Origin of the sequence: Streptomyces sp. NPDC014006 (assembly GCF_043088925.1) — a bacterium.
GTDB lineage: Bacteria > Actinomycetota > Actinomycetes > Streptomycetales > Streptomycetaceae > Streptomyces.
In genome coordinates this window covers 99529-124144 of the sequence record NZ_JBICAJ010000016.1, presented here as the reverse complement: position 1 = coordinate 124144, position 24616 = coordinate 99529, and the positions used below count along the sequence as shown (strand labels likewise).

The 24616-nt window shown below is 68.5% G+C and carries 24 protein-coding genes, 2 pseudogenes and 1 CRISPR repeat array; of the genes and pseudogenes, 17 read left to right on the top strand and 9 right to left on the bottom strand.

The window, feature by feature from the left end:
• Positions 1–166 precede the first annotated feature (166 nt).
• The gene (locus ACF1GV_RS37475) at positions 167–1573 is read right to left on the bottom strand and encodes an IS4 family transposase (RefSeq protein WP_391690456.1); all 1407 of its coding nucleotides are present in this window, start codon (positions 1571–1573) and stop codon (positions 167–169) included.
• Positions 1574–1767: 194 nt separating this feature from the next.
• On the opposite strand from ACF1GV_RS37475, the gene ACF1GV_RS37470 reads away from it, so the two are divergent.
• On the top strand, positions 1768–1971 hold the full coding sequence (locus ACF1GV_RS37470; RefSeq protein ID WP_391690454.1) for a hypothetical protein: 204 nt from the start codon (positions 1768–1770) through the stop codon (positions 1969–1971).
• A gap of 143 nt (positions 1972–2114) precedes the next feature.
• Here the strand turns inward: ACF1GV_RS37470 and ACF1GV_RS37465 are convergent, their stop codons facing one another.
• Positions 2115–2489 carry a hypothetical protein gene (locus tag ACF1GV_RS37465; RefSeq protein WP_391690452.1) on the bottom strand — a complete coding sequence of 125 codons (375 nt, stop codon included), beginning with the start codon at positions 2487–2489 and terminating at the stop codon, positions 2115–2117.
• 194 nt (positions 2490–2683) lie between these two features.
• Positions 2684–3064: pseudogene (locus ACF1GV_RS37460) on the bottom strand (transposase family protein); the annotation flags it as partial.
• 799 nt (positions 3065–3863) lie between these two features.
• Between ACF1GV_RS37460 and ACF1GV_RS37455 the strand changes: the two are divergent.
• Positions 3864–6383, top strand: a complete 2520-nt coding sequence (locus tag ACF1GV_RS37455) for a hypothetical protein (protein WP_391690450.1) — start codon at positions 3864–3866, stop codon at positions 6381–6383.
• Between the two features lie 154 nt (positions 6384–6537).
• Here ACF1GV_RS37455 and ACF1GV_RS37450 read toward each other — a convergent pair whose 3' ends face one another.
• Positions 6538–6930 (bottom strand): DUF6624 domain-containing protein, encoded by a 393-nt coding sequence (locus ACF1GV_RS37450; RefSeq protein WP_391690447.1) that lies wholly within the window; start codon positions 6928–6930, stop codon positions 6538–6540.
• 232 nt (positions 6931–7162) lie between these two features.
• Here ACF1GV_RS37450 and ACF1GV_RS37445 point away from each other — a divergent pair, with 232 nt between their 5' ends.
• Together ACF1GV_RS37445 and ACF1GV_RS37440 are read left to right on the top strand one after the other, a co-directional pair.
• Positions 7163–8116, top strand: a complete 954-nt coding sequence (locus ACF1GV_RS37445) for a hypothetical protein (protein WP_391690444.1) — start codon at positions 7163–7165, stop codon at positions 8114–8116.
• 264 nt (positions 8117–8380) lie between these two features.
• The gene (locus ACF1GV_RS37440) at positions 8381–8674 is read left to right on the top strand and encodes a hypothetical protein (protein WP_391690441.1); all 294 of its coding nucleotides are present in this window, start codon (positions 8381–8383) and stop codon (positions 8672–8674) included.
• Here ACF1GV_RS37440 and ACF1GV_RS37435 read toward each other — a convergent pair whose 3' ends face one another.
• Both ACF1GV_RS37435 and ACF1GV_RS37430 read right to left on the bottom strand, forming a co-directional pair.
• Positions 8675–9439 (bottom strand): protein kinase, encoded by a 765-nt coding sequence (locus tag ACF1GV_RS37435; RefSeq protein WP_391690482.1) that lies wholly within the window; start codon positions 9437–9439, stop codon positions 8675–8677.
• 19 nt (positions 9440–9458) lie between these two features.
• On the bottom strand, positions 9459–10085 hold the full coding sequence (locus ACF1GV_RS37430; RefSeq protein WP_391690438.1) for a hypothetical protein: 627 nt from the start codon (positions 10083–10085) through the stop codon (positions 9459–9461).
• On the opposite strand from ACF1GV_RS37430, the gene ACF1GV_RS37425 reads away from it, so the two are divergent.
• Positions 10015–10491 (top strand): hypothetical protein, encoded by a 477-nt coding sequence (locus tag ACF1GV_RS37425; protein WP_391690436.1) that lies wholly within the window; start codon positions 10015–10017, stop codon positions 10489–10491. The two genes, ACF1GV_RS37430 and ACF1GV_RS37425, sit on opposite strands and share 71 nt — an antisense overlap.
• Before the next feature lie 15 nt (positions 10492–10506).
• Here ACF1GV_RS37425 and ACF1GV_RS37420 read toward each other — a convergent pair.
• Positions 10507–10689 (bottom strand): annotated as a pseudogene (locus ACF1GV_RS37420) (IS110 family transposase); the annotation flags it as partial.
• A gap of 71 nt (positions 10690–10760) precedes the next feature.
• Here ACF1GV_RS37420 and ACF1GV_RS37415 point away from each other — a divergent pair.
• The 6 genes from ACF1GV_RS37415 to cutA all read left to right on the top strand — a co-directional run bounded on the left by ACF1GV_RS37415 (position 10761) and on the right by cutA (position 14071).
• Positions 10761–11780 carry a hypothetical protein gene (locus ACF1GV_RS37415; protein WP_391690433.1) on the top strand — a complete coding sequence of 340 codons (1020 nt, stop codon included), beginning with the start codon at positions 10761–10763 and terminating at the stop codon, positions 11778–11780.
• A gap of 75 nt (positions 11781–11855) precedes the next feature.
• Entirely contained in the window at positions 11856–12077 is a 222-nt protein-coding gene (locus tag ACF1GV_RS37410) for a hypothetical protein (protein WP_391690430.1), read from the top strand.
• Positions 12078–12221: 144 nt separating this feature from the next.
• The gene (locus ACF1GV_RS37405; protein WP_391690427.1) at positions 12222–12956 is read left to right on the top strand and encodes a hypothetical protein; all 735 of its coding nucleotides are present in this window, start codon (positions 12222–12224) and stop codon (positions 12954–12956) included.
• Positions 12957–13024: 68 nt separating this feature from the next.
• Positions 13025–13264 carry an antitoxin MazE7 gene (locus ACF1GV_RS37400; protein ID WP_391690424.1) on the top strand — a complete coding sequence of 80 codons (240 nt, stop codon included), beginning with the start codon at positions 13025–13027 and terminating at the stop codon, positions 13262–13264.
• A gap of 3 nt (positions 13265–13267) precedes the next feature.
• A complete protein-coding gene (locus ACF1GV_RS37395; RefSeq protein WP_391690421.1) occupies positions 13268–13648 on the top strand; it encodes a toxin Doc in 381 nt (126 codons plus the stop codon).
• Positions 13649–13735: 87 nt separating this feature from the next.
• Positions 13736–14071, top strand: coding sequence for a divalent-cation tolerance protein CutA (gene cutA, locus ACF1GV_RS37390; RefSeq protein ID WP_391690419.1), 336 nt, complete (start codon positions 13736–13738; stop codon positions 14069–14071).
• Between the two features lie 4 nt (positions 14072–14075).
• Here the strand turns inward: cutA and ACF1GV_RS37385 are convergent, their stop codons facing one another.
• On the bottom strand, positions 14076–15320 hold the full coding sequence (locus ACF1GV_RS37385; protein WP_391690415.1) for a helix-turn-helix domain-containing protein: 1245 nt from the start codon (positions 15318–15320) through the stop codon (positions 14076–14078).
• A 129-nt stretch (positions 15321–15449) separates the two neighbouring features.
• Here ACF1GV_RS37385 and ACF1GV_RS37380 point away from each other — a divergent pair, with 129 nt between their 5' ends.
• Genes ACF1GV_RS37380 through ACF1GV_RS37370 form a run of 3 tightly spaced genes read left to right on the top strand, consistent with a single transcriptional unit; the run spans position 15450 to position 17009 of the window.
• Positions 15450–15692 carry a hypothetical protein gene (locus ACF1GV_RS37380; RefSeq protein ID WP_391690412.1) on the top strand — a complete coding sequence of 81 codons (243 nt, stop codon included), beginning with the start codon at positions 15450–15452 and terminating at the stop codon, positions 15690–15692.
• A gap of 28 nt (positions 15693–15720) precedes the next feature.
• Positions 15721–16056 carry a DUF6082 family protein gene (locus ACF1GV_RS37375; protein ID WP_391690409.1) on the top strand — a complete coding sequence of 112 codons (336 nt, stop codon included), beginning with the start codon at positions 15721–15723 and terminating at the stop codon, positions 16054–16056.
• Positions 16057–16109: 53 nt separating this feature from the next.
• Positions 16110–17009, top strand: coding sequence for a TauD/TfdA family dioxygenase (locus tag ACF1GV_RS37370; RefSeq protein ID WP_391690406.1), 900 nt, complete (start codon positions 16110–16112; stop codon positions 17007–17009).
• Positions 17010–17149: 140 nt separating this feature from the next.
• Here ACF1GV_RS37370 and ACF1GV_RS37365 read toward each other — a convergent pair whose 3' ends face one another.
• Positions 17150–17923 carry a glycosyltransferase family 2 protein gene (locus tag ACF1GV_RS37365; protein WP_391690403.1) on the bottom strand — a complete coding sequence of 258 codons (774 nt, stop codon included), beginning with the start codon at positions 17921–17923 and terminating at the stop codon, positions 17150–17152.
• A gap of 31 nt (positions 17924–17954) precedes the next feature.
• Here ACF1GV_RS37365 and ACF1GV_RS37360 point away from each other — a divergent pair, with 31 nt between their 5' ends.
• The 3 genes from ACF1GV_RS37360 to ACF1GV_RS37350 are packed head-to-tail and all read left to right on the top strand — an operon-like array spanning position 17955 to position 21764.
• Positions 17955–19211, top strand: coding sequence for a nucleotide sugar dehydrogenase (locus ACF1GV_RS37360; RefSeq protein ID WP_391690400.1), 1257 nt, complete (start codon positions 17955–17957; stop codon positions 19209–19211).
• A gap of 49 nt (positions 19212–19260) precedes the next feature.
• Positions 19261–20649, top strand: a complete 1389-nt coding sequence (locus ACF1GV_RS37355) for a hypothetical protein (RefSeq protein WP_391690397.1) — start codon at positions 19261–19263, stop codon at positions 20647–20649.
• Positions 20646–21764 (top strand): glycosyltransferase family 4 protein, encoded by a 1119-nt coding sequence (locus ACF1GV_RS37350; RefSeq protein WP_391690395.1) that lies wholly within the window; start codon positions 20646–20648, stop codon positions 21762–21764. Before ACF1GV_RS37355 ends, ACF1GV_RS37350 begins: the two co-directional genes overlap by 4 nt.
• A 659-nt stretch (positions 21765–22423) precedes the next feature.
• Positions 22424–24588: direct repeats of the CRISPR family, unit length 29 nt; unit sequence GGGACCATCCCCGCGGGCGCGGGGAGCAG.
• Positions 24589–24616: the final 28 nt, after the last annotated feature.

Below are 24616 nucleotides of genomic sequence, written 5' to 3'. Positions count from 1 at the left end.
GTTGACCTTCGGACCCGAGACTAAACGGCCCGGTGTTCTGTGACATCGGCGGGGTGCCTGCACAATCAGCCCGTTGTCGACCCGAGCGCCGTCTCCAGGGCGGGGACGCCGTGCCGGTAAACGTGGCCCGGCGGATCGTCAGCGGCGATGCTCCAGCACCGTTGCGTTAGGGCCATGAGCGGCTTTTGAGGCCGTGGGCGAAGAACACGACGGTGGTGCGGACGGTGTAGTTCTGGGCCTTGTGGGGGTGTTGTCCCGCGTTCGGGCCGTACTTGCTGGTGGGGTTCCTTCGGGTGCGGGCCTTCACCCGTTGCCGTCGGTGGGCGGGCAGGAGGTCGCCCAGGGCCGCGCGGCCGATCGTGCCGACCAGGTCGACGAGGGTGCTGGGGAAGATTCCATGGCTCGCGGTGACGGTGTCGGTTGCGGCGGCCAGCAGGACGGTGAAGCTGATCCGTTCCATGGGTATGTCCGGCCGTCCGGTCAGGGCGTCGTCGCCGGCGCGGATCAGGGCCTGGTAGGCGGTGAGCAGGCCGTAGACCTCCTGGTCAAGGCCGTCGATGCTGCGGGAGCGCAGGACACGGCCGTCGAGCATCGTGGCCTTGATCGAAAAATATGCAGTTTCTGCCTGCCACCTGCGGTGATAGAGATCAACGAGCTCGGTGGCCGGATACTTGACGGGGTCCAGCAGATTGGTGATCAGCCGCCACTGCTCGGTGCGGACGGTGCCGTCGGCCAGGGTGACGGTGAGGGTCGCCTCGATCACGCGGACCGGCAGCAGTACCCGGAGGACGCCGTAGCCGATGCGGGCGATGTAGGAACCGTCGCCCAGGTGCTCGGCGGAGGTGGGGACACGGCGGGCCCCGGAACGCACGAGGAACCTCGCCCCGCTTTGATGGACGGCATGAAGGAACTCGTTGCCGTCGAAGGCCGCGTCGGCCAGCAGGAGCATCGTCTTGTCCAGGGCAGGCAGAAGCCGCTTTGCATAGGGGAGTTCTCCCTCGGACTCCGGTCCGAAGGCGGCGGTAATGAGCGCTCGGGTGCCACACTCGACCAGGGCCAGCAGCCGCAGCAGCGGATAGCCGAACTCCAGACTCTCCCCGGCCCGCTTGGGGTAGAGCCAGGTGAGCGTCTCGTCGTCGGGGGTGTGCAGCAGGGTCCCGTCGACAGCCACCGTGCGCAGGCCCTGGTAGAAGGACCCGTCCTGCCCGGGGCGGGCGACGGGCCCGGCAAGCGTCTCGAACAGACCCCGCAGAGGCGCGGCCCCCACCCTGCGCCTGGCCCGTGTCAGCGAGGAGACCGAGGGACGCACCAGAGCCAGCGGGGTCAAGGCCGCGGTCAGCTTGGACCACACCATGCGATAGGAGTGGCGCTCGAACAGCGCGAGAGCGAGCACGAAGTACACCACCACCCGCGAAGGCAGCAGCCGCAGCCGCTTCTCGCGCCGACCGGTCTCCTCCAGCACCGCGTCCACCAACGCGAAGTCCACGATCTGTGTCAACTCGCCCAGGTGCCCCGGAGCGAACACCCCCGCGGCTGTCTCGACCGTAGACGTGATGACAGACTTCTCCTGCATCGGGACCCCTCACCTTGATCGACTTTCTCGCCGATCGTTGATCTACAGGAGTCCCATTGCCTCGCCCAACCCCCTTGCCCCGCAGGTCACAGCGTTAACGCAACGGTGTTGTCCTTGTCCCTGATAGGTGATCTTGACCGATTGCCAGGCGATATTGACCGGCGTGGTCGAACGTCTGTCTATACGGTCAGCCTATGGAAGACCTGCCCGAGAACGTGGACCGCCACATCCTTGACCACCGGATCGTCCTGGCACTCAAGGCGATCATGGACGCGTCTGGCTGCACGCTCCACGAGGCGATCGACGTCTTCGGAGTGCGGTACGAGGAGCTCCGCCACGACCGGCCGGACGACTTCCAGGTGAGCCGCGAAGAGTATGGCCGCAACGTCTACACCTGACTTCCGGCCTCCTCCTGGCCGGTCAAACTCACCTGGCAATCAGTCAAGATCACCTGTCAGAGGACAGTCCTGTGCCATCGAATCGACGCGGACCTGCGGCGGTGCCTCTGCGTGCTTGACCGTGACCAACGGGGTGATGCTGGTCAGGAGATCAGGCGCTGGTCCTGGGGGTCGAAGCAGACGAGACCGAGAGTTCGGGCGAGATCTGCGGCAAACGGCGCGGCCTCCTGACATTTGCTGAAGACCATGCCGAAGTAGAACAGTGGGCCGCTGGTGTTGTTGATCAAGGGACCGTCAGACCAGGGGCAGGCCTCCTCGGCCTCTTCATCGTCATCGGGGCTCATGTCGGGCCAGCGCGCCACCAATGCCTCGACGTACTGCCTGATCAAGGGGGTCGGAGCAGTCTTCTGGCCCCCCGTGTGCCTCATGTGCTGGCGGTAGAGGTCCTCGAAGGTCGCCGTCGCTGCCGCATCGTCGGCGGGGCGGTCGCCCTCCCAAACAGCCAAGTCGTAGCTCATGGCCGCATTGTGCTTGGCGCGACTGACAGCCGTCGGCGGCTCCGGCTGGGGCGCCTTCATCTACGCCGGGATGGTCGCGCTGTACTTCCTCGCCCGCGCGCTCTGGGCCGTCGACGATGACGAGGCCGCCCCGTCCAGCGAGGCAGAGCCCGGTGCCGGAGCGCCGGAGCTTCGCATGCCGGAGTCCGAGGGCTGCCGTGCTTCTTGTGTTTGCCCGAGTAGAGCGGGCGATCGGCGGCGATTCGGTCGATGGGCAGGAGCGTCCCGTCCAGGATCACGTACGCCTTCGTCGACGCCGCTCGTACGGCTTCGGCGAGGTTGGGGGCGAGGTCGGCGAGGAGGTTGACGGCCTCGGTGATGTATCGATAGGCGGTGGTGGTGCCGATCCCGAATCCGGCCGCGAGCTGGGCGTAGGGCTGGCCGTTGCGCAGGTGGGCGACGGTGAGCAGGGCCTGCCGGCCTGCGTTCAGGCGCCGCCATCGGGTTCCGAGAGCGCGGCGGTGTTCCTTCAGGCGGGCGGCGAGGAAGCGCAGGGCAGAGCTGGACACGTCGACGCCGGACGGGTAGACAAGCATGCGAAGCCTCTGGTGGAGACGGTTCTCTTGGTCGAAAACCCGTCTACCAGGGGCTTCCTCTGTCTGTCATCCCAACTTCCCAGCTGACATGCGAGGTTGGAAAGAGCTCAATGGACGGTGAGCCGACGGCGAACCCTTCCCCGGCCCCCCTCCCGCAGCCAGCCTCGCCGCGCCGCCCAGCCCGCGACGCGTCTGTGCGGGGAGCAGATCGACCTCCACCGCACCGCCCTTGCGGCCCCGGGGCCCTCCCCGCGCGTGCGGTGAGCAGAACGACGCGGTCAGCTCACCGGCGGCCTTGCCGGGACCATCCTCGCGGGTGCGGCGCTCACCAGCATGTTGCGGCGACGCTCGACGATCTCCGCCCGCCCTGCCGACCGCCGGGGCCGGGATGCTCGCGCCGGGGGGCGTGACTACTCCAACACCGTTTCCGCTGCGGCTTGTTGCGAGTGTCCATCCCCTGATCGAGTGAACTCATGTGCGGGGGGTCGCTCCTGTGCGAACAGGCGTGGCAGATTCCGTGGTGCACGTCGGTGGTCCATCACCGACGTCCGCCTCATGCCGCCGACGGCGGAGTAGGAGCGAGCCGCGAGAAGCCCGGGTACCCATGCGGCACCGTCCGGGTTGATCGTCTTCGGGCGTTGGCAGTTGGACCGTACGGGGCGAGGTTCCGTCGAGACTCATCAGGGGTGTCGGTCTAGATCTCGTCGGCGCGAGGCTTCGGCTCTCGGGCGCGTGTAACGCTCCCGAGATACGGGAGCCTCTGCATTCGCCCGGCACGCCCGGGTGGAAGGACGACACCATGGTCGCGAAACGACCTGATGGCAACTACCCGTACATCGGCACCGACACTTACGCTCAGCGTCTCGCGGACGCCGTCGCGAACACGTGCGAGGACCTGGGGCTCGTGCCTCCTCCCCGGCAGGCGATCATCGAGGGTCTCGCCTGCGCTCTCCCGGACACCGAGATCAAGAAGCTCGTGGCCACGCTGCGCGGCAGGAGGGTACTGAAGTCCACCGCGTACCGGGAAGTTCAGGCGGGTGCCGACAAGGTGCTGTTGCTGATGTGCGATGTGCACGGTGCCGCGGTGGTCCCGTGGGATCTCAACGACCGTACCGTCAGCTGCTGGACGCCGCCGAGCCCGGAGGCCACCCAGCGCGTCAAGGACCTTGTCGCCATCGAGCTTGCGCTGCTCGAGGCGCAGAAGGCGGCGAAGAGCGCTGAGAAGGAGCGGGATGTGCGTCGCCGCGCGCCCGGCGACGAGACCTACACCGCTGAGGCTCTCAAGGCCGCCGAGCAGAAGCACGTGGATGCCCTCCGGCACGTCAAGAAGCTGGAGAAGGAGCGGCAGGCGCTGCTGACCGCTTTGGGTAATCGCCGGCCGCGGCCGGTGGTCCGAGCGGCCGAAGAGGACGGCGAGCCGAAAGCGGCTCTCACGCTCGCCGAACAACCGTACGAGGTCGCCGTCCACGTGCAGCGGTACGCCGCCGACTGCCTGCAGCGCGCGGGGAAGACCCGCGGTTACGACCTGGTCGAGTCCCTTGTGGACGCCGGCCAGCTCTCCAAGGGCATGAACGTCCTCCAGCAGTGGCAGATCACCAACTCTGACGGCACGGTGACCCGGATCTGGCGCATGGCCGCCGTGACCGCCAACAACCGGGCACTGGCCCGTCTGGACATCTTCGGCGTGCGCCCGGAGTACCTGGTCACGGGCATGCCTCAGTCCCTAGTGTCACTGCCCAAGGAGAAGAGCGACCCCGCGCTGCGACTGCTGAACCTGCGGGAGGTCCTGAACCGGGTCTCCGCCCGGCTCAACGAGGCCGGCACCCAGCCGGAGACGGCCCCGGAGGACCCGGCGATCCGGGCGGCCAAGATCGCCACGGTGCCCACGGAGATCGTCATCGGCTGCACCAAGCCGGCGGCGCTGGAGCATGTCCTGCGAGCACTGAACGTCAACGATCACCTGCGCGGCATCCAGCCATACGACGAGGACGCCCGCCTGGTCGCTCTGTTCGCCACGCTCGTCGACTCCTACGCGAGCCAGTCCCTCCTGGGGCCCGCGCTCGCCGAGGCGTTCCCCCGCGCGCGGGCTGCGGATCTGCTCGATCTGCACGGGGTGCGCGATGCCCTGACCGCCAACGGGCCACTCGATCCGCTTGAGCCGCTCGTTCCCGCAGGCGACGAGGTGTCCCCGGTGGTCCTACGCGACATCGCCGTGCGGGCCATCACCGCGCTCGTCTTCCCAGAGACCCCCCCGGCTCCTGAACCGGCGGCGGGCAAGCGCCGCGACACGGGGCAGTTCTGGCCGGTGGTGAAGGGGACGCTGCAGGAGCCAGCGTGGAGCCAGGTCAGCGGGAAGACCGCCGGTGCCCGCACCCGTCTGTGGTCGGCCGCGGTCGCCCAGTTGTTCCTTCACCGCGGCAACATCCTGTCCGCCCTGGGATTGTTCGGTGTCGAGGAGACCAAGGAGGGCTCCGGACAGGACCCCAGGTCGCTCAAGAACCTGCTCCTGGGAGCGGAGGCGGGCGATGCGACAGCGTGGGCCGCTCTGGTCCAGCGGATGGCGCCAGCACTCATGCACGCCCCCGAACCCTTCATCACGCCCGGTCAGGGAAGCGAAGCCGGCCAGGGCCGCAAGGGCGTACGCCGGACCCCCAGCAGCGCCCTCGCGTCCCTGACCCTGGCGTACACCTCGAAGAGCCCAGCCGTCAGCCGGCCTCTTCTCCTCGCGTTCGCGACATCCGTTTTGGAGCACCCCGACGCTACCCAGCCTCCCGCCGCCGAAGACGGCGGTCAGCTGGTCTGCTACAGCGAGCGCCACCTGGCCGAGGACGAGCAGAGCGCCATCACTGCCGGGATGGTGATTGCCCCCGACATCGAGGGCCGGCCGACCAAGTACGTCGCCGACAAGGAGTGGTTCGACGAGACGTTCCCAGTAGAACTCGGCCGTCCGGCACCGGCTCCCGCCCCCAGCAGCGGTACGGACACCGGCGCGCCGGCCTTGCAGAGCGGTCCGGCCGGCGGCTCCACATCGCAGGGAGAGGCACCGCCCGACCCTCGCGAACAGCTGGCCACCCTGCGCCGGGAACTGCCTGCCCGAGTCGAGCTGGTCGGAGACAGCTACCAGCGCGCGGTCGACTCCGCGCACACCTTGATGACGGACTTCGAGGAAGCACGCCGCCTGCGGGCCCAGATCGGCGCGGAAGCCCTGCCGGCCGAGCAGCGGATCGAGTGGATGGAGAAACTGGCCAAGGCTCGGGAGGCCGCGCAGGCCAGCGTGACCACGCTCAGCCAGGTGGAGGCGCTGATCCTGCAGATCTGACCCAGCACCACCGGCCACGCACCAGGCGGTACGGGGCGTGGCCGGCACACGCGGACCAGCAGCCGGGAACCCGCCGCCAGACCCGCCCCGGCGAATTGGCCAGAGCGGCCCGGCCGCCGACGCGTTCGATCTCGGCCGCCGTCCTGACTCCGCCCTACCGGATGCCGGCCGCAACTTGCTCGATGCATGTCTCCAGCGGCTCGCACCCCCACGCGGCGCGCAACGCCTCGACTTCATCTGGGTTCCGAACGGGGTACGGGACGAGCGTGCCGCCGGGGCCATGTGTCAGCTGGGTGCCGAGGAACTGCTGCTCACCTCGGGCAATCCGTACCCGGTCCTCCAGCAGGGCAGCGTGCTGCGGGTCGGCATCGCCCGCCGTCACAGCGGCTGAGAGCAGCTCCAGGCGATCCTGCTGGAACTCGGACTGCCCGGCATGCTGGGCGATCAGCCAGACGGCCCCGGCGGCCTGCCACCCGACCAGGGCCTCGCCCGGCCAGCCGCGCGCGGCGATCAGCTGGCGCAGCCAGGCGGTGTTCGCCTCGTCCACGGCACGTCACCGCTTCATCAGCTCCGGCGTACGCTCGGCCACCGAGAGCAGCCGCACGGCCTGTCCCTCCTCTTTAATCGGGATCTTTGGAATGGGCCAGGGGTGCTCGCCACCTCATTCGATACGACCTTCCACGGAGTGGAGAGCTTCAGCGAGCGTGACGCTCCTTGCTGGGCAGGGGCACGCGCGGGCTAGGGTCGGCGCGTTAGGACCACCAGCAGCAGGAGACGCCATGCCGCCAGGGAACGCCCAGCAGGACACCGCTGAGGACCAGCCGACCGGGCCCCGGCCGCTGGCTCCGCTTCCCTGCGATGTCGAGGCCGTCTTTCCGGAGTTGATCGGTACGGCGCGCGATGTCACCCTCCTCTACCCCCGGGCCGGGCAGCCGGGACCGGGTGACAGTTCTATCGGCGGGCCGCTGCTGTGGCCGGCCGACGAGCCCTGGCCGATGTGCGCCGAACCAGGCCACTACAAGCCGCTCGACCCGCCCGTGAGGCGGGAGCCGGTCGCGATGGTCCCGGTAGTCCAGTTGTACGCACGGGATGTGCCCGGCCTCGTCTTCCCCGCCGGCACCGACCTGTTGCAGATCCTGTGGTGCCCGCTCGTTCATGAGGACGACCAGTACGCGGCCAACCCGCGGCTCCATTGGCGCAACGCGGCGCTGACGGCCGTCGGCGCCATGGCCGGGGAGCCGCATCGCCCGCATACCGCGGACGAGGACTACCTGCCTCGCCCGTGCACCGTTTCCCCCACTCCGGCCGTGGAGTACCCGAACTGGGACCTGCCGGAGGGACTCAGCGAGTTGCTTGTTCAGCGGTTCGAGGCCCTGAAGGAGGAAAAAGGCTACGACTACTTCGAAGTTGCCACCACGCAACAGAGCAAGGTCGGGGGCTACCCGGGGTGGACTCAGCCGCCCGACTGGCCCGACTGCGCAGGCTGCGGCATCCGCATGGAACACCTGCTCAGCGTCACCGCGACGGAGCCGGGCATGGGCCGGTGGCTCCCTCTGAATGACTGGGCCTCCAGCCAGGATGAGACCGCGACTCCGTGCTGGATTGCCGAGGCCGATCCCGTCGCCCTCGACGCGTTCGGGCACGACATGGCCCTGGGCGACCTCGGCGGCATGTACTTCTTCGTCTGTCGTGGCTGCCCCGACACCCCCTACACCCACCGCTACGACTGCTGAGGCCCGCATGGTCGAACCGCGCGCCCGCCATTCAGCTGGCCACCGGGGACCTCTTCCTTGGCGGCTGGCTGCAGGGTGCAGCATTGTCTGGGGAATCCAGCCGAGCAACTCTGGAGCCCCCCGAGCACCTGGTGAAATTCAGATATCGCCATCATCTTGCCCTGGAGCAGCTCCGCGCGCAGGGCCTTGTCGACCGCCGGCCGGGGCCGCACGGGCGCAGCCCGGTCGATCACCTCGAACAGCTCGGGCGGCCAGCGCCCGCTGATGGCATGGCGCAGGGGCGAAGGCCGCTACGCCGACCTTGGCTTCCTACGGTCGGCCTGGTTCCCCTGGCTGTTCACCTTCGGGCAGGGCGTCGCCTACAGCTCCGCGCGCGGCGGCGCGAACGTCTTCGTGCTGATCGTGGGCTGGGGCGCGTTCATCTACGCCGGGACGGTCGCCCTGTACTTCCTCGCCCGCGCGCTCTGGGCCGTCGACGACGGCCAGGCCGCCCCGTCCAGCGAGGCAGCGGCCGGTGCCGCAGCGCCAGAGCTTCGCACACCGGAGTCCGACGGCTGACTAGTCGATGACGTGCACGGTGACGTACATGTCTCCTGGAGCACCGCCGTGCTTGCCGGGACCACCGAGCCCGCGGATCCGGACCTCCTGGCCGTCCTTGGGGCCGGCGGGGATGCGGACCTTGTAGGTGTGCTGCTCCCGGACGATCCGGCCCTCTCCCTTGCAGGTGGTGCAGGACTGTGCTGCCTTCTCGTCTGTCCTGGTGGCGCAGGCGGGGCAGGCGTTGTGAGTGGTGATCCGCAGGGGGATGATCGCGCCGTCTGTGGCTTCCGCCTGGGTGACGAGCACCTCGGTGGCGATGTCCTTGCCGCGGCTGGGCGGAGTGGCCCCGAAGTGTCGGTCGTGGATCTCCTTGAGGACGTCCCGGACCTTCCCGGCTGAGGCCGGCCGCTGAGCCGGGTCCTTGGCCAGGAGTCGGTCGACGAGCCGTTCGAGTTCCACGGGCGCGTCCGGGCGCAGGGTGCGCAGCGTGGCGGGCTGCTCCTTGATGTGCTGGTTGACCAGGTGCCAGGAGGTGCCGGTGAAGGGACGGCGGCCGGTGACCGTCTCGTAGAGCACGCAGCCGAGGGAGTACAGGTCGGAGCGGTGGTCGAAGGTGCCGGCGAGTGCTTCGGGTGCCCTGTAGCCCGGTGTGCCGATCAGGACACCGGTGATGGTGACGTCGTGCTGGCCTTCGTTGCCCTTGGTGATGCCGAAGTCGACGACCGTCGCCTTGCCGGTGGACCTGAGGATGATGTTGGAGGGCTTGATGTCCCGATGCGTCAGGCCCGCATCGTGGGCGGCTTTAAGAGCCGCCCAGGAACGCCCATCCGTCGGTGCCTTCGCCGATGTCCGCCACGATCACGTCGTCGACGAAGTGGTCTTCGAAGTCGTCGTCGGTGAGCTCGCCGGCCAGCCAGAGGTCCTCGACCGCGTCCCAGTAGCCCCAGCTGCCGTCGATGCGCAGTGGTGCGGCGCGGCGGTTGCCGCGTTCGCGTTCGTCGTCGCCGGTCTTCACCAGTCCGCTGATTTCGAACTGGCCGTTCTTGAAGCGGTCGGGGATGGGGTCGGCAGGGACGATGGCGGCGTTCTCGTAGGCGGTGTGGATGATGTCGCGGTAGCTGCGGCGGATGTTGTACTCGGGGTCGGACAGCCAGTTGATGAGTGTTTTGGTGGTTACGTTCAGGCCGGCGTCTTCCAGGGCCTGGTAGCCGCGGTGCGTCGCGGTGAGCTGGCTGAGCTGGGCGTGCCAGTGCTTGGCGGTGTAGGAGGACAGCCGGTGGCGGGGGGGGGTGCCCCTATGTCCTTGGTCAAGGGAAAACGGGGGTGCGTTGGGTCGGGGAGCCGGGCAGCATGGCGGGGTGGCTGATCTGCTGTGGGATGACGTGAGTTCCTTCTTCGATCCGGACTTGGTGGGGTCGTTGCCGGACATGCGTGTCCCGGATGCCTCGGTGCAGGACTGGCAGGCGGTCCTCGATCTTGTCGCGGAGAAGGGCTGGAAGTACCAGTACTCCCAGGGAGAGACGGTGCTTCCGGTGCCCCGGGCGGAGGCCGTGCTGGCCCGCCCGGCGGACGCCGAGTGCCCGAACCTGCGGGTCTGGCCGACTGCCGATGTGCTCGCGATCTTCCGGTTCCATGCCGACGACGAAGTCGACTTCGACGTCGACCTGCGGGAGTTGCAGGGCCAGGATCGACTTGATGTGTTCTGCGGCTTCCTGCGAGAGATCGGAAGGCGGCTGAACAAGCCCGTACTGATGGACCCGGAAGGCCACTATGGCCATCCAGTGCTCGGCTTCGATGTCGAGGCCGATCGAGTCGTTCTCCTCGCAGACCCGTAGGCAGGCAGCTGAGGCAGACGACTGCGGTTCGTAGAAGGTACCGTCGCGGAGCATCGCGAACAGGACGTCGGCCCTGCGTCTGGCGAGGCAGAGCAGGGCTTGGGTGTGGTGCTTGCCCTGGGCGATTTTCTTGTCGTAGTAGGCCCGGGAGGCCTGGTCGCCGAGGGCGGCGAACGCGGAGAGGAAGAAAGCCCGTTTTTCCTATTGGTGGAAGAGTACGAGGTACTGAGGGGTGGTCAGGAAGCCCCGTGTTGGCGAGGATTCGAGCGTTGACCGTTAGCGAAGGAAACGAGGCGGGGGCCGTTCCCGGTCTCCGCGGCGGCGAGGCACAGGAGACGGAATCGCCGCCCGCGCACGAGGTGGAGTTCCCACCCGTGCAGAACGGTGTCGACTACCTCAACAGCGCCTGCGACAACCTCCGCCTGGGCAAGCCGACGCCGCGCATGCTGAAGTACGCCGTCCTGCACCTCCAGGCCGCCGCGGAAGTCCTCCTCAAAGCCCGCCTGCAGCAGGAGCACTGGAGCCTCGTCCTCAAGGACCCCGGAACAGCCAAACGTAAGAAGTTCGATGCTGGCGACTTCGAGAGCTGCACCACGACCGCCGCTATCACACGGCTGAAGGACATAGCCGAGGTCGCGATCGACGACAGGTCCGCCAAGAGCCTGGCCATCCTCTCCAAGTGGCGCAACAGCCTTCAGCACTACGGGCTCAGGGCTCCCGCCCGCGCGATCGAGACGCGCGCTGCTCAGGTACTGGACTTCCTGGTTGCCTTCGTACACGACGAGCTCCTCCCCGCCTTGCCGGACCCGGAGGCGGCGGAGCTGCAAAAGGACCTGGTGGACGTCGGATACAAGGTGCGTGGCATCCAGGACTACATCGACACCCGGCTCAAGCGCCTGAAGGATGAGCTGAAGGACTTCCAGGACCGCACCATCCAGTGCCCGGAGTGTGACCAGTGGGCCTTCGTCCTCGGTGGGGGAAGCGAAATCGTGGACTGCCGGTTTTGCCACGCCATGTTCCACTCCACGGACCAGGCCTGGTACCTCTGGGAGAGTGTTTACCGCGACGCTGACCTAGGCAAGTGCCCGGACTGCGGCGAATTGACTCTCATGCTCAGCGGCATACGGGTAGCCGCAGCCCCCGAAGAGCTCCGGATCCTCTGCGGAGGCTGCGGAGCCGGCTTCGATGCCATCGAGCTCTGCTCCTCATGCGGCACCCACTACCAGCCCGGCGAAGAGGACCTCGGCCTGTGCAGCGACTGCTTTGCCGCTCACTACGCCGACTTCTGACCCCGACACACTGGGGCTGTGCCCGGCTTGCCAGGCACGACGCACGCCACGCACGAAGCTTCTGGAGCGACCAAGGTGACCACGACAGCGACGGAAGCGACCGACCCGGACGACGTCATTTACGACGCCGAGATCGTCGACGACGAACAGCTCCTGCCCGCGGCCCCTGCCGACGCCCCGGTCCGCTATCGCATCACCCGGACGCACGATCCATCCTCGCCGAGGGAAAGCTGCCGCCGCGCGCCGACGGGGAACCGCCCCTTCACCGAGAAGGACTTCACCGTCCCCCCAGCGTGAAGAAGCGGACCGTCGAGCGTGGCGCCTGCAACACCCGGGTCATCGCGACTCCACGCGCACCCGCTTCGAGCAGTGGTGCGTGAAAGAGGGCAGGATCGCCCAGCCCACCACCACGGGAATGTCGCCGCGTACCTCGGATTCCTCATGGAGACGGGGAAGCCGGACGGCAGCAAGTACAGCCCGGACAGCCTGCTCGCCTACTGCTCCCGGATCGCTTCCTGGTACCCGAAGGGGGATCGGCCGGACGCGTCCCTCGTCCGCGAGATGATTCAGGACTACCGGCTGGAGGAGTTCATCCCGGCCGGAGGGGAGAAGGAGGAGTCCGCCGGCCTGACCCTGAAGTACCTGGTCAAGGTGCTCGCCAAGATCGACGAGAGCACCCCAATCGGGCGCCGCGACGCGGCCATGCTCGTTCTGCAGTACGAGATGCTGTACTGCTCGGTCGAGGTCACGTACCTGCTGGTCAAGCAGGTCCGCGTGGACACCGACGGTGTGTGGGTGTGGACCGCGAAGAGCAAGACCAGGCGGAAGGGCAAGGGCCGATGGCGCTTCATGCGCGACCGCGCCGACCTGCAGATCGTCGCCCGCGTGCGGGCCTGGCTCGCTGATCTCCGCGAGCTGCGCGAGCCCGCCGAGCACGACCAAACCCTGCGGACGGCGAGCCCGCCTACCTGCCGACCAAGCCGCTCTTCCTGGCCGAGGCATTGGTCCCGCTCTCCGAGCGCAACAAGGCCGGCGACTGGACACCAGACTCGACCCTCGCCGACGACGTCTACAACCGGCCCGACGGCACCATCGACACCAGCAAGGAGGATCCGCTGGACGCGGTACCCCTGCTGGGGCAGGTTCGAGGACCAGGCCGTGCTACACGAGCCATAAACGCGCAGGTCAGGGCGATATTTGCAGGTGGGTGGTCCTGGTGTGGTCTCAGGCGGCATACTCGATGCATGGCTGGCATCGAGATCGACGACACCACTGCGGACGCGCTGCAGGCCCTGGCTGACGCGGCGGGGATGCCGCTGGACGCCTACCTCGCGCAGGTGGCCGAAGAGAAGCGACGCGAGCGCGCCCTGGCCGAAGGCGCGGAGATCTTCCGGCAGGTCACCGGCGACCCGGAGACGGTCGCCGCGTTCGACGCCGAGTACGGTGCCGCCGCGCCGGCCCACACCGCCCCGCGGGCGGCCTGACCTGTGCCTGCCGAGTACTACGTCGACTACCGGTGGTTCCTGGAGCGCCAGGCTGAGCTGCTGGACAACCTCGCGGTCAACGACTACTCCGTCCTTGTCGGCCTGGCCGCCCGGCACAAAGTCGACCCGCCCCGCCATGACCAGCACCACCCGGATGCCTTCTGGCGGGCGGCCGTGATGCTGGAGGAATGCGTCGTGCTCCGCCCGCTGCCCGCCCGCAACGAGCTGTACGGCTTCGGCCTGGCCGTGGCGTATCTAGGGATGCACGGTGAGCGCGTGAACACGAAGTTCGAGGCCTGGCGCGAACTGATTGCCGACATCATCGCCCTGCGACTCGACTCGTTCGCCATCGCCGAGCGGCTGCGCTCCCTGCGGCTCCCCTGAAGCGCAAGTCACCAGCCCACCGCCCGTTTCGGCAAGCCGAGGACCGCTGGGTAGTGTCGAGATTCACCGACTTGGAAGGGCAGTTGCATGGCCAGCGACATCGTGATTGCACAGACGACCATCGACGACGAGGAACAGGCCAAGGCCCTCGCTCGCGGCGCGGTCGAGAGCCGGTTGGCGGCCTGCGCCCACATCGACCAGCCATTCGCCGCGACGTACTGGTGGAACGGGGCCATCGAGACCGCACAGGAGTGGCGGATCTCGTACAAGACGACGACAGATCGGCTCCCGGAGCTGGAGGCCTGGGTCGCCGAGCAGCACAGCTACGAAGTACCGGAATGGATCACCCTCCCGGTGACCGGTGGATCCGAGGCCTACCTGAAGTGGGTGGTCGACGAGACCACGCCACAGTCCGTCGAATAGCAGCTCACGCCGCGAACTGCTGGAGGTGCCGGGCGAGTTCGCTCTCACTGGCCGGAAGCTGAGCTGCAACGGCCTGGGCGCGAGCTCGACCCATCGTGGTGGGACGCGCGTCACTCGCCGCGGCAAACTGGCGGGACACGTAGACGCCCTGGTCGAGGTCTCCCCCACGCAACAGCGCCTTTGCCAGGTCGCCCAGCACGACAACGCCAGATTCAGGTAGGTCCCTGCCCAGCCGGTCTACGGCCCGGTCCGCAGTTTCAGCCAACTCCTGGCGGCCGAGTTGCCCGTACACAGACAACGCCAGGGAGTCCATCCGATACGGCGTGACAAAGCGAACCCACGCCTGCTCGGCCGTGTGATCAGCGAATCCGTACGCGAAGCGGGCAAGGTCCAAGGCGCGCAGGGCATTCGTGTGATCGCCAACGCTCGCCGCCTCTTCCGCGAGCCTGCCGTAGAGCCAGGCGGCGGCGGCCGCGTTGCCAGGACCCCGGACGTCCCTGGTGGCTTGGATTAACAACTCCGCGGCCTTCTCCGGGGTTAGCGCCCCGTAGCTGGCGTAACCCAGCGCGAGGGCCCGCAAGGGTGGGTGGCCGATGTTTCTGGCACAGTCCATCGTGACGTCGTAGAAGGCATGCGCGCGGGGCTGATCCCCCAAATCCCACGCGACCCAACCAGCCAAGGCTGCCGTCTCGCCGGCCGCGATCGTCAGAGCCCGCTCGTGCTCTCCGGCTCGCGGTAGCGCGGCCGTGATCGCATCCAGGTGCGACTCAACTTCGTTCTGCAGCTCCCGGGCGGTCAGGTGGCACTCACGTACGTGGAGTTCACAGGCGCGGTCGATCAGGCTGGCAGCTGACTCAGAGTCGATCACCTTGCCCCTACTCAGGGCGTGCGCGAGGCGTTCCCACGGTTCTGCGGCGGCGGCCGCGCCAACGGCGGCGCTTCCAAGCAACGTGCGGCGTTTCACGTCGTCCGAGTCCTCCCCTTCAGGCCGAGCGCCCTTCCTGCGCCTGGCGCGGGCGGCTGCGGCCTCCCGCTGCAGGTGTTCAGGGGATAAGCCGCAAGCCACCGCGATGTGCGCAAGCGTGTGGTTCGTCGGGATGTTCTGGCCGTGCTCGTAGCGGTTGATCTCTCGCCGGGTCATGGTGTCCCGGCCTGAGACCGCGTTGATCGCGGCTGCCTGCTCCTCCTGCGTACGCCCGGCGTCCTTACGGAGCCGAACCAGGAGCTCAGCGAACTGGTCCGTTGCCATGAGTGTGACCTCGTCGTCGGGTGGAAACCAATCATGACCGCAACTCCCCCGGCTCTTTGCCCCCTTGACAGCTCTTTCCCCCTCTGATTTCCCCTGGCAGGCAACTTGGACTCGCGAAACCGTGAGTCCATGACCGCGATCCGTAAGGCTCTCGTCGCAGGGCACCTGGTGGCGCATCAGGCTGCAGACACGCAGCTCAACCCGGCACGCCGGATCACCGCGCTCCCGATCAGCGTTCCCACCGTTCAGCAGCCCAGCGCGCTGGACAGCTACTGCAGCGACTCGTGGTGGATGCGGCGCGGCGGCACCTTCTCTCTTGCCGACGTCGCCGCCGCATCGCCGATACGCAGACCTCGTACCACCCACAGCTAAGTGCTCGTTCCGCGACGAGGAGGAGTCAATGGGTACGGCTACGGCGCCAAGCACGACCCTTCCGGTCGAGGAAGCATTCCCCGGCCGGGAAGGGCTCTCGCACGGCATTGGCGACCGCTCTCGGCTGGCCGCCCTCATGGAGACCAACTTCGAGATCATCCAACGCGGCCGCGGATTCCGCGGTGCTCGCCTGCGCCTGCTGGTGCAGGCGTTCATGGACCGGCAGATCGGCCGACGCTACTGGGCAAGATTCGGCAGCTTCCGGGAGGAGGAGGCCGCCGGCGACCGAACCGAGGAGCGCTTCACCGCGGTCATGCGCGATGCGTACGTGGCTCATCCGGACACGGAGCCCGTCGGCGTCTGACGGCCGCCCCCAACGACACACCCCGCAACTCCCAAGAGAGAAGGATGCTCCGCGTGTTCATCGACATCCCGAGAGAACTCGAAGCCGCTCTGATCGACCTTCCTCTCCCGGCGTGGGATCTGGACGGCTCGTTCCTGGCGACGTCCACCATGAAGCGGTACCAGACCGAACTGGCGGCGACCCCGCGGTTCGAGGAGACCGCTGCGACGCTGCGGCAAGCGCTGACCGGGGACGGCGGGGGATACGCCGTGCTGCGCCTGGGGAACCTGGCCAAGGCCCTGGGGACAGGCGACCGCTTCCGGCGGCTGGCGACGGGCTTCGCCGCCGAGGTGGCGGTCCCCTTCTCGCCCTTCCCTCGGTGGCCGCTGTGGAAGGACATCGGGGTCAAGGTCGACAAGGACCCCGGCAAGTCCAGCGGCATCGGGTACAACGCCTTCCACATGGACCTGGTGAACGCGACCCTGCCCCCGGACTACACCACGCTCCTGTGCGTTCGCCCCGACCCGCTCGGCGGCGGCCCCAGCATCCTCTCCGACGCCCACGCGGCGGTGGCGCGGCTGTCGGAAGACTGCCGCGCCCTGCTGGCAGAGTCGGCCTACCACTACGGGACCTTCTTCGACCTGTTCGGCGTCGGGGACGAGTACAAGCCGTTCCCGGTCCTGGACGGCCCCAAGCCAGGCGAGGGGTTCGTCCGGTTCACCGCCAAGATGCTGGCGAGGTCCGAGCTCAGCCAAGCGCAAGCCGAAGCCGCCCGGGAGCTCGCCGAGGAACTCGTCAGGGGGCAGGTCTCCTTCATGCTCCAGCCCGGGGACTACCTCATCGTGAACCAGCGCCGCTTCCTGCACGGCCGAGAAGCGCTGCACAGCGGTCAGGAGACCGTCCCGGCCGCCGACCGACGCTTGCTCCTCCAGCTGTTCCTACGCGCGCCGATCGACGCCGGCCCGGCCGCGTAGCTGGTCGACGGCAACGGTGACCCACCGAGTCCCGCCTCTCGGGCCCAGCCGATCACGCGGCATGACCACGGGGCGGGGCTCGGTCAGGGACACCATCCGGAAACGGTCGCGCACGGGCTCCCCAAACTCGCGCTGCGGCTCTAGATGCGCGACTTCCGCACCGAGTGCCATGCCGCTCCGGCCAGAGCCCGAGCCGAGCGGACCACTGAGAGCTGTTCGTGCCGGCGGTACAGGGCCCAGTTGTACTGGACCAGCGACAGCTTGTTCGACGAGAGCGACCCGGCCCGCTGCGCCCGGTACACGGCCAAGGGTTCCCTCAGCGCCCGTGCGGGGGTCCCGTCCCGCATGATCGACAGCCAGAGCGCGTAGTCCTGCCTCTTCGGCATGTCGGGCATCAGCCTCGTCCCGACCACCCTGCGGTCGTACATGGCGGTCAGGGCGCCGATGTGGTCATGGACCAGCATCGCGCGGTAGTCCACGCACTCCGGAGCCCACACGACGCGCCCGTTCGGAACGAAGTCGGCGGCCTCGCCCGAGTACAGGGCGTCGACCTTGTAGTAGGAGGTGAACGTGAGGGGTGTCCCAGCCGTTGCGGCGAAGGCGAGCTGCTTCTCCAGCTTCGTCGGGAGCCACATGTCGTCGCTGTCGAGAAAAGCGACGTAGTCGCCCCGGGCCCGCGCGATGGCCAGGTTCCGGGCCTTGGCCGCGCCCCCCTGCTGCGGCGCGGCCTCGGGCAGGACCCGCCCGTCCTGCCGGGCCAGCTCCTTCAGCAGGTCCATCGAGCCGTCCGAGGACGCGTCGTCGGTGATCAGCAGTTCAAGATCGGTGTGGGTCTGCGCAAGCACCGACCGGACTGAGGGCCCGAGTGTGGCCGCCGAATTGTGGACCGGCATCACCACAGAAACCAGGGGCACAGCGGGGCTCCTTACCCAGATTGGAGTCGTCATGGATGTTGTCGTCGCCGGCCAAGGCTACGTGGGACTGCCACTCGCCGTGCGGGCCGCCGAGGTGGGCCATCGCGTCGTCGGCTACGACGTGGACCTGAACCGCATCAAGCGGCTCATAGCGGGCGATTCGTACGTGGAAGACGTGGCCTCCTCGCGACTCCGCGCGGTGCTGGACACCGGGGCCTACTCCGCGACCGCCGACACTGCCGCGCTCGCCAGCTTCGACATCGCGGTGATCACCGTGCCGACCCCGCTGCGGAACGGCGTGCCCGACCTGACCTACATCGAGACCTGCGCCCGGACCGTGGGCGAGCGCCTTCGCCCCGGCGCGACCGTGGTCCTGGAGTCCACGACCTACCCCGGCTGCACTGAGGAACTGCTGCTGCCGATCCTGGAGAAGACCTCGGGCCTCAAGAGCGGCGTGGACTTCCTGGTCGGCTTCAGTCCCGAACGCATCGCTCCGGGGAACAAGCGCTGGTCGTTCGACGCAACGCCGAAGATCGTCTCCGGGATCGACGCCAAGTCTCTCGAAGTGATCAAGGGGTTCTACGACGGCATCTTCCAGACCACGGTCCCGGTGTCCGGGCCCAGAGTCGCCGAGCTGGCCAAGCTGCTGGAGAACACCTTCCGGCTGGTCAACATCTCGCTCGTCAACGAGCTGGCGACGCTGACCAAGGCACTCGGTGTGAATGCCTGGGAGGCGATCGACGCCGCCGCGACCAAGCCCTTCGGCTTCATGAGGTTCACCCCGGGGCCGGGAGTCGGAGGCCACTGCCTGCCGGTCGATCCGCTGTTCCTGTCGTGGAAGGTCGAGCAGGAGCTGGGTGTCCCCTTCCGGTTCGTTAACCTCGCCGACGACGTGAACCGGCACATGCCCGACTACGTGGTCCAGCGTGTCGTGGACGGCCTCGACAAGCGCGGCCTGCCGGTCAAGGGCTCTCGCATCCTGCTGCTCGGCCTGACGTACAAGTACAACGCCACCGACCTGCGCAACTCCCCTTCAGGCCGCATCGCCGAACTCCTCACCGACCTCGGCACCGAGGTTCGCGGCGCCGACCCCAACGTCCCGGAGAGCGACACCAGCAAGCTGAACATGCCACGGGTCGATGCGAGCCCGCAGGAGGTAGCAGCAGCTGATGCCGTGGTGCTCCTCATGGACCACACCCGATTCGACCTCGCCATGATCGAGAAGAACGCACGTTACGTGCTCGACTGCCGCAATCGCCTGTCCGGAGCCAACGTCGAGACGCTGTAGCTCCCGAACTCCCCCGGCCCGCTGCGACTTCAACCCTTCAGGAGTTCCCTTGCGCCACGAATGGGAGCATGCCCACACGGACTACAGCAGGCCCGCGCAGCGCCCCGCCCCCGCCTCGCTGGCCGAAAGCGAGGACGACTGGCGCCGCTACCTGGAGGGTGACACCTCCAACGGGTGGCTGATCCAGCACAACTCGATGACCGAAGCGCTCGTCAGCGGCCGGCCCATGTACCTGCTGCACGTCACCAGGGACATCGACGCCATCCGCACCAGCCGACAGCTGCACGTCTCCACCGGCTGCCTGGTCGGGGCGCTGTACTGCTCGCCACTCACCAGTCGCGGCAAGGGACTGCTCCCCCACAATCTCGGCGCCTACCTGATGCGGACGAAACCTTCCACCACGCCCATGATCTTGGAGGTCACCCCAGACGCCGCGATCCGGCCCAAGGGCGTCAACTACCTGCACCTCGGCCCCATCCACCTGCGCACCTACCTGCGCTACCAGAGCTTCCTCTCCCCGAGCGAGAACGACCAGCTCGAGCGCACCGTGCGGGCCAGGCTGCGTGCCGCGGCCCCATTCCTCGACGTCACCGTGCGCAACGCCGCCGGCCAGGTCACTCCGGCGCCCGAGTTCATCGACCAGTTGTCCAACGCCGTCGCCCACGTGCCGTTCCTCGGCTACCTCCTCTTCGAGGTGCTGTCCGAGTACCTGATGCTCCACTCCGCCAGCCAGCAGACCAAGGCCTACGCCCAGGCGGGAGAGCTGAACAACTGGCCCCCCAAACGCCTCGCCCACGCCGCCGTCGACGGCATGGACCGGCTGTTCGACCTGGCCCGCTTCAACCCACGGCACCACCGGCTCGTCCAGCTCATCGAAGGCATCGAGCCAGCCCTCGCCCCGGGGACCGCCGAGTACGTTCGGCGACGGCTCTCCCACCTGTTCGCCCTGACCGCACTGCATCCGTCCCAGGACGCGGCAGCGGTCACCTTCCAGGACGCCGATCTCGGCACCCTCGTGAAAGCCGCGCCCGGACTGATCGGCCAGATGGTCTACCGCGAAATCCGGTACCTGCCCCGCTACCAGCAGCTTTACCACTGCTTCGAGAAAGCAAAGGCCCTCGAGGCATGGGACTACTGGAACCACGAAGGGATCGCCACCCCCTTCAACGGAGTCATCCCCAAGGGAGAAATGGGGATCAATCCCGCCTACCCCAGATCGGCAGCCCGAGTATGGGCGGCACGACAAGACAGCAAGGGCTACCTGCACCCGGAGGAGGAGATCAACGCCGTCCTGACCCCACATCTCGCCTCGTGGTGGGCACCACCCCGCCAGCGCGAGACGCGCATCACGACCGACGAAGCACGAGTCGAGCCAGCCTCAGCAGCCCTGACACAGATCCCCACCCACCGGTCGCCCAGGAGCGAGGTACCCGCGTGATTGCCGACCCTTTGAACATCATGACCGGCATCAACCGCACCTCCGAACCCTCATCCGGGAGCATGATCCTCGCCAACGACCTCTACCGCGCGATGTCCGAGACTCGCGTGTGCTTCCTCGGCAGAGAGCCAGTCGACCAGGCGTGGAGGGAAGCGTTTGACCAGCTGATCCCTCTCTCCACCACCAAGCGCCCCCAAGGCCCGGCCTTCGCACCCTACGTCGACGAGCTGACGCATGAGGTCGGTGCGCTCATCAAGCAGGTCCGGCCGGATGCCCTCCACGCCCAGTACCTCGGTTTCGCTCTCAGCCTGGCCTTCACCCGAACCGCCGGCAGAGTCCCGGTCATCTCCATTGCCCACGGACCCGAGGTGATGGCGGCCGAGCGCGATGAGCGCGAGCGCGAAACCCTGGCCGAAGTTGCTGCCGCCAGCGCCGCGATCGTCACCCCGACTTCCGCCCTCGCCAAACGCATCGACCACCTCACCGAACGCCGATTCACCGATCGGCTCACCGTCATCCCCTGGGGCATCCGCTTGAGCGAGGCCCGGCCGCGCGATCAACCGCGCCCCGGAAGGGGACCACTGTCTCTGGTGCACGCCGGTCGTCTGGACGACAACAAGTCGACGATCACCGCCGTGGAAGCCCTCGCTCTCACCGATCACCCGCATCACTTGACCGTGATCGGCGACGGCAGCCTCCGGGAGCACCTGGAGCAGCGAGCCATCAAACTAGGACTGCGGGACCGAGTACAGTTCGAACCGTTCTTGCCCCGCGCCCAACTGTGGCGCCGCCTGCCGAGCTTCGATGCCTTCGTCTTTACAACCAGTGGGCTGGAGGCTTTCGGACTCGTCCTCGTCGAGGCCCAAGCCCACGGACTACCGGTTGCCTACTCCGATCTTCCCAGTGTGAGGGAAATCCTCGGAGCCACAGGTGTCCCTTACAGTCCTGGCGACCCGTGCTCACTGGCCGCGGCCCTAGACGAAATGGGCCGGGACTTCCACTGGCGCCAGGCCCTGACCAAGGCAGCTCTGAAGAACGCGCGCCGATACGACATCACTACCACCGGCAGCCAGCTTCGCGAACTGACGCTCCACACCTGCAGATCTCCGCGGTAGCCAGCCACATCTCCCGGCCCCTCGGGATCAGGGCGGGAGCGTCGCCTCGGCGCATTCGTGCGCGTGCGTGCCGAACCTGGCGCATCGACCGTGCGCAGCATCGCGCGCAGCACGGCCTTCTCCGCCGTCAGGTCGTGAGGGGGCGGCACCACCTGGGCGTCGTCGTCGGACACGGGTGTCCTCCGCACGTTGTGCACGAGGTCCTAGAGCGCCCTCGTGTCCGGCGCCGCCACGTCGCCGAAGGCGCGCAACACCCAGCGTCCGAGCAGGCCCGACGCGCCGAAGACTACTGCTCGCGCCATGCACGTCACTGCCGCGCGCTCGGCATGCCCCGAAGCGGTTCGGCTCGGCACCCCGGTGATCAGCCACGCGCAGGATGCTCGGTCGGCAGCCGCACGCGCCCGATCCAGGGCTGGCCGTTGTCCTGCCCGGCAGGACAACCCCGCTCGCTGATGAAATCCTCATCTATTGCTCCTTTCACCCCGCTGACAGCGCGGCGCCACCGTGCACCCGCCGCGGGAACGGTCAAGGCACAAGCGGCCGGCGAGCCAAGGCCGACGATCCCCCGCGAGTGCTCAGATCCCCGGCGTGATCGAGTGTCGATGAACTGCACCGCTGCAAAAAGCAGGGGCCTGGACGGGCTTCCCGGCCCGCAGGAACGGGACCATCCCCGCGCGCGCGGGGAGCAGGCCGTGGGGCGAGGGGGGTGGGACCGGGCGTCGGGACCATCCCCGCGTGCGCGGGCAGCAGAGCGTCGACCCCGCCGTCTGCGGAACCGTCTGGGGACCATCCCCGCGTGCGCGGGGAGCAGTACCTGGCCACGCTCAGCAGGTCGAAGGGGGCGGGACCATCCCCGCGTGTGCGGGGAGCAGCCGGCGATGAGCGCGGCCTTCACGATGACGTACGGACCATCCCCGCGTGCGTAGGGAGCAGCCCTGCCCGGACTGGCCGCCGGAGCCCCACCAGGGACCATCCCCGCGTGCGCGGGGAGCAGCCCCGTCCATCCTCGCGGACCTTTCCGCGGTGGGGACCATCCCCGCGGGCGCGGGGAGCAGATCGTGGACGACCTGGTCAAGGAGCACGGGCCGGGACCATCCCCGCGGGCGCGGGGAGCAGATCTTGAGCTTGTACGTGGCGCTTGCGTTGCGGGGACCATCCCCGCGGGCGCGGGGAGCAGTGGGGCTACAACGACAACGTCCCCATCTTGTGGGGACCATCCCCGCGGGCGCGGGGAGCAGGGCGCGGCCGCGATCAACACCCGCAAGACGAGGGGACCATCCCCGCGGGCGCGGGGAGCAGCTCATCGAGCCGTACCGGTCAGGGTGATCCGGGGGACCATCCCCGCGGGCGCGGGGAGCAGCTGAACGGGCCGTGGCCACGCCGAAGCTGCTGGGACCATCCCCGCGGGCGCGGGGAGCAGATCTTGAGCTTGTACGTGGCGCTTGCGTTGCGGGGACCATCCCCGCGGGCGCGGGGAGCAGGGCTTGTTGACGTTCGCTCAGTTCGGCAACCTGGGACCATCCCCGCGGGCGCGGGGAGCAGGTGATGAAACCCCGGGACAAGACCGTCGGGCAGGGGCCCATCCCCGCGGGCGCGGGGAGCAGTCGCGCAGTGGCAGTCCGGGCTCAACACCCTCGGGACCATCCCCGCGGGCGCGGGGAGCAGAAGGTGGGGCACGGCACGCGCAGCGTCGGCTTGGGACCATCCCCGCGGGCGCGGGGAGCAGCACACGTCGCCGGAGACGAGCGTCGTGCTCTTGGGACCATCCCCGCGGGCGCGGGGAGCAGTTCTTCGGCTTCCACCCCGAACGCGGAGCAGAGGGACCATCCCCGCGGGCGCGGGGAGCAGCTGGTCCGCGACCAGCTGATCGAGCACGTGACGGGACCATCCCCGCGGGCGCGGGGAGCAGTTGGTCCGCGCGGTCTCCAAGCTCTTGTTGACGGGACCATCCCCGCGGGCGCGGGGAGCAGGTCGCCTGGACGGGCCTGGGGAGGAAGAGGACGGGACCATCCCCGCGGGCGCGGGGAGCAGGTCGCCTGGACGGGCCTAGGGAGGAAGAGGACGGGACCATCCCCGCGGGCGCGGGGAGCAGCCAAGCCCATTGCCGTGACCTACTACCTCGGAGGGACCATCCCCGCGGGCGCGGGGAGCAGTGCTGCTGGATCTGGACGTTGATGGACGCGGGGGGACCATCCCCGCGGGCGCGGGGAGCAGTGCCAGCTCCGCTTCGACCACGGGTCCTGGCTGGGACCATCCCCGCGGGCGCGGGGAGCAGGCCGGGGCCCTGCTCTACAAGGTAGCCGTCTAGGGACCATCCCCGCGGGCGCGGGGAGCAGACGACCCTGCCTGACTATGAACGGGTCGTGGCGGGACCATCCCCGCGGGCGCGGGGAGCAGTCCAGAGAGACCCGGGCCCGGTGGCCGGCGCCGGGACCATCCCCGCGGGCGCGGGGAGCAGCCCCGGCGGCTTCCTGGTCGCCGGGGGGCCTGGGGACCATCCCCGCGGGCGCGGGGAGCAGCCGTACTGGGATGTGGAGGAGTGGGAGCGCCGGGGACCATCCCCGCGGGCGCGGGGAGCAGCCCCCCTTGTCACCTGGCCGGGCCCGCAGCGTGGGACCATCCCCGCGGGCGCGGGGAGCAGCGGAGCCGGTGACGGTGTGGCCGACGCCCTGAGGGACCATCCCCGCGGGCGCGGGGAGCAGATCGCGGTCTGCAGGTCGTAGTCGGGGCCAGGGGGACCATCCCCGCGGGCGCGGGGAGCAGAAGATCAGCCGTAACCGCACAGATGTTCCATCGGAACCATCCCCGCGGGCGCGGGGAGCAGGACTTGATGGTGCGTCCGATCATGGCGA

What these genes read in the sequence shown, in the direction of transcription:
- ACF1GV_RS37440 (WP_391690441.1), top strand. Translation starts at nt 8,381, where the DNA reads ATGGCATGGCGCAGGGGCGAAGGCCGCTACGCCGACCTTGGCTTCCTA.
- ACF1GV_RS37465 (WP_391690452.1), bottom strand. Translation starts at nt 2,489, where the DNA reads ATGAGCTACGACTTGGCTGTTTGGGAGGGCGACCGCCCCGCCGACGAT.
- ACF1GV_RS37455 (WP_391690450.1), top strand. Translation starts at nt 3,864, where the DNA reads ATGGTCGCGAAACGACCTGATGGCAACTACCCGTACATCGGCACCGAC.
- ACF1GV_RS37360 (WP_391690400.1), top strand. Translation starts at nt 17,955, where the DNA reads ATGGATGTTGTCGTCGCCGGCCAAGGCTACGTGGGACTGCCACTCGCC.
- ACF1GV_RS37470 (WP_391690454.1), top strand. Translation starts at nt 1,768, where the DNA reads ATGGAAGACCTGCCCGAGAACGTGGACCGCCACATCCTTGACCACCGG.
- ACF1GV_RS37380 (WP_391690412.1), top strand. Translation starts at nt 15,450, where the DNA reads ATGACCGCGATCCGTAAGGCTCTCGTCGCAGGGCACCTGGTGGCGCAT.
- ACF1GV_RS37430 (WP_391690438.1), bottom strand. Translation starts at nt 10,085, where the DNA reads ATGTCCGGCAACGACCCCACCAAGTCCGGATCGAAGAAGGAACTCACG.
- ACF1GV_RS37445 (WP_391690444.1), top strand. Translation starts at nt 7,163, where the DNA reads ATGCCGCCAGGGAACGCCCAGCAGGACACCGCTGAGGACCAGCCGACC.
- ACF1GV_RS37405 (WP_391690427.1), top strand. Translation starts at nt 12,222, where the DNA reads ATGGAGACGGGGAAGCCGGACGGCAGCAAGTACAGCCCGGACAGCCTG.
- cutA (WP_391690419.1), top strand. Translation starts at nt 13,736, where the DNA reads ATGGCCAGCGACATCGTGATTGCACAGACGACCATCGACGACGAGGAA.
- ACF1GV_RS37385 (WP_391690415.1), bottom strand. Translation starts at nt 15,320, where the DNA reads ATGGCAACGGACCAGTTCGCTGAGCTCCTGGTTCGGCTCCGTAAGGAC.
- ACF1GV_RS37375 (WP_391690409.1), top strand. Translation starts at nt 15,721, where the DNA reads ATGGGTACGGCTACGGCGCCAAGCACGACCCTTCCGGTCGAGGAAGCA.
- ACF1GV_RS37400 (WP_391690424.1), top strand. Translation starts at nt 13,025, where the DNA reads ATGGCTGGCATCGAGATCGACGACACCACTGCGGACGCGCTGCAGGCC.
- ACF1GV_RS37475 (WP_391690456.1), bottom strand. Translation starts at nt 1,573, where the DNA reads ATGCAGGAGAAGTCTGTCATCACGTCTACGGTCGAGACAGCCGCGGGG.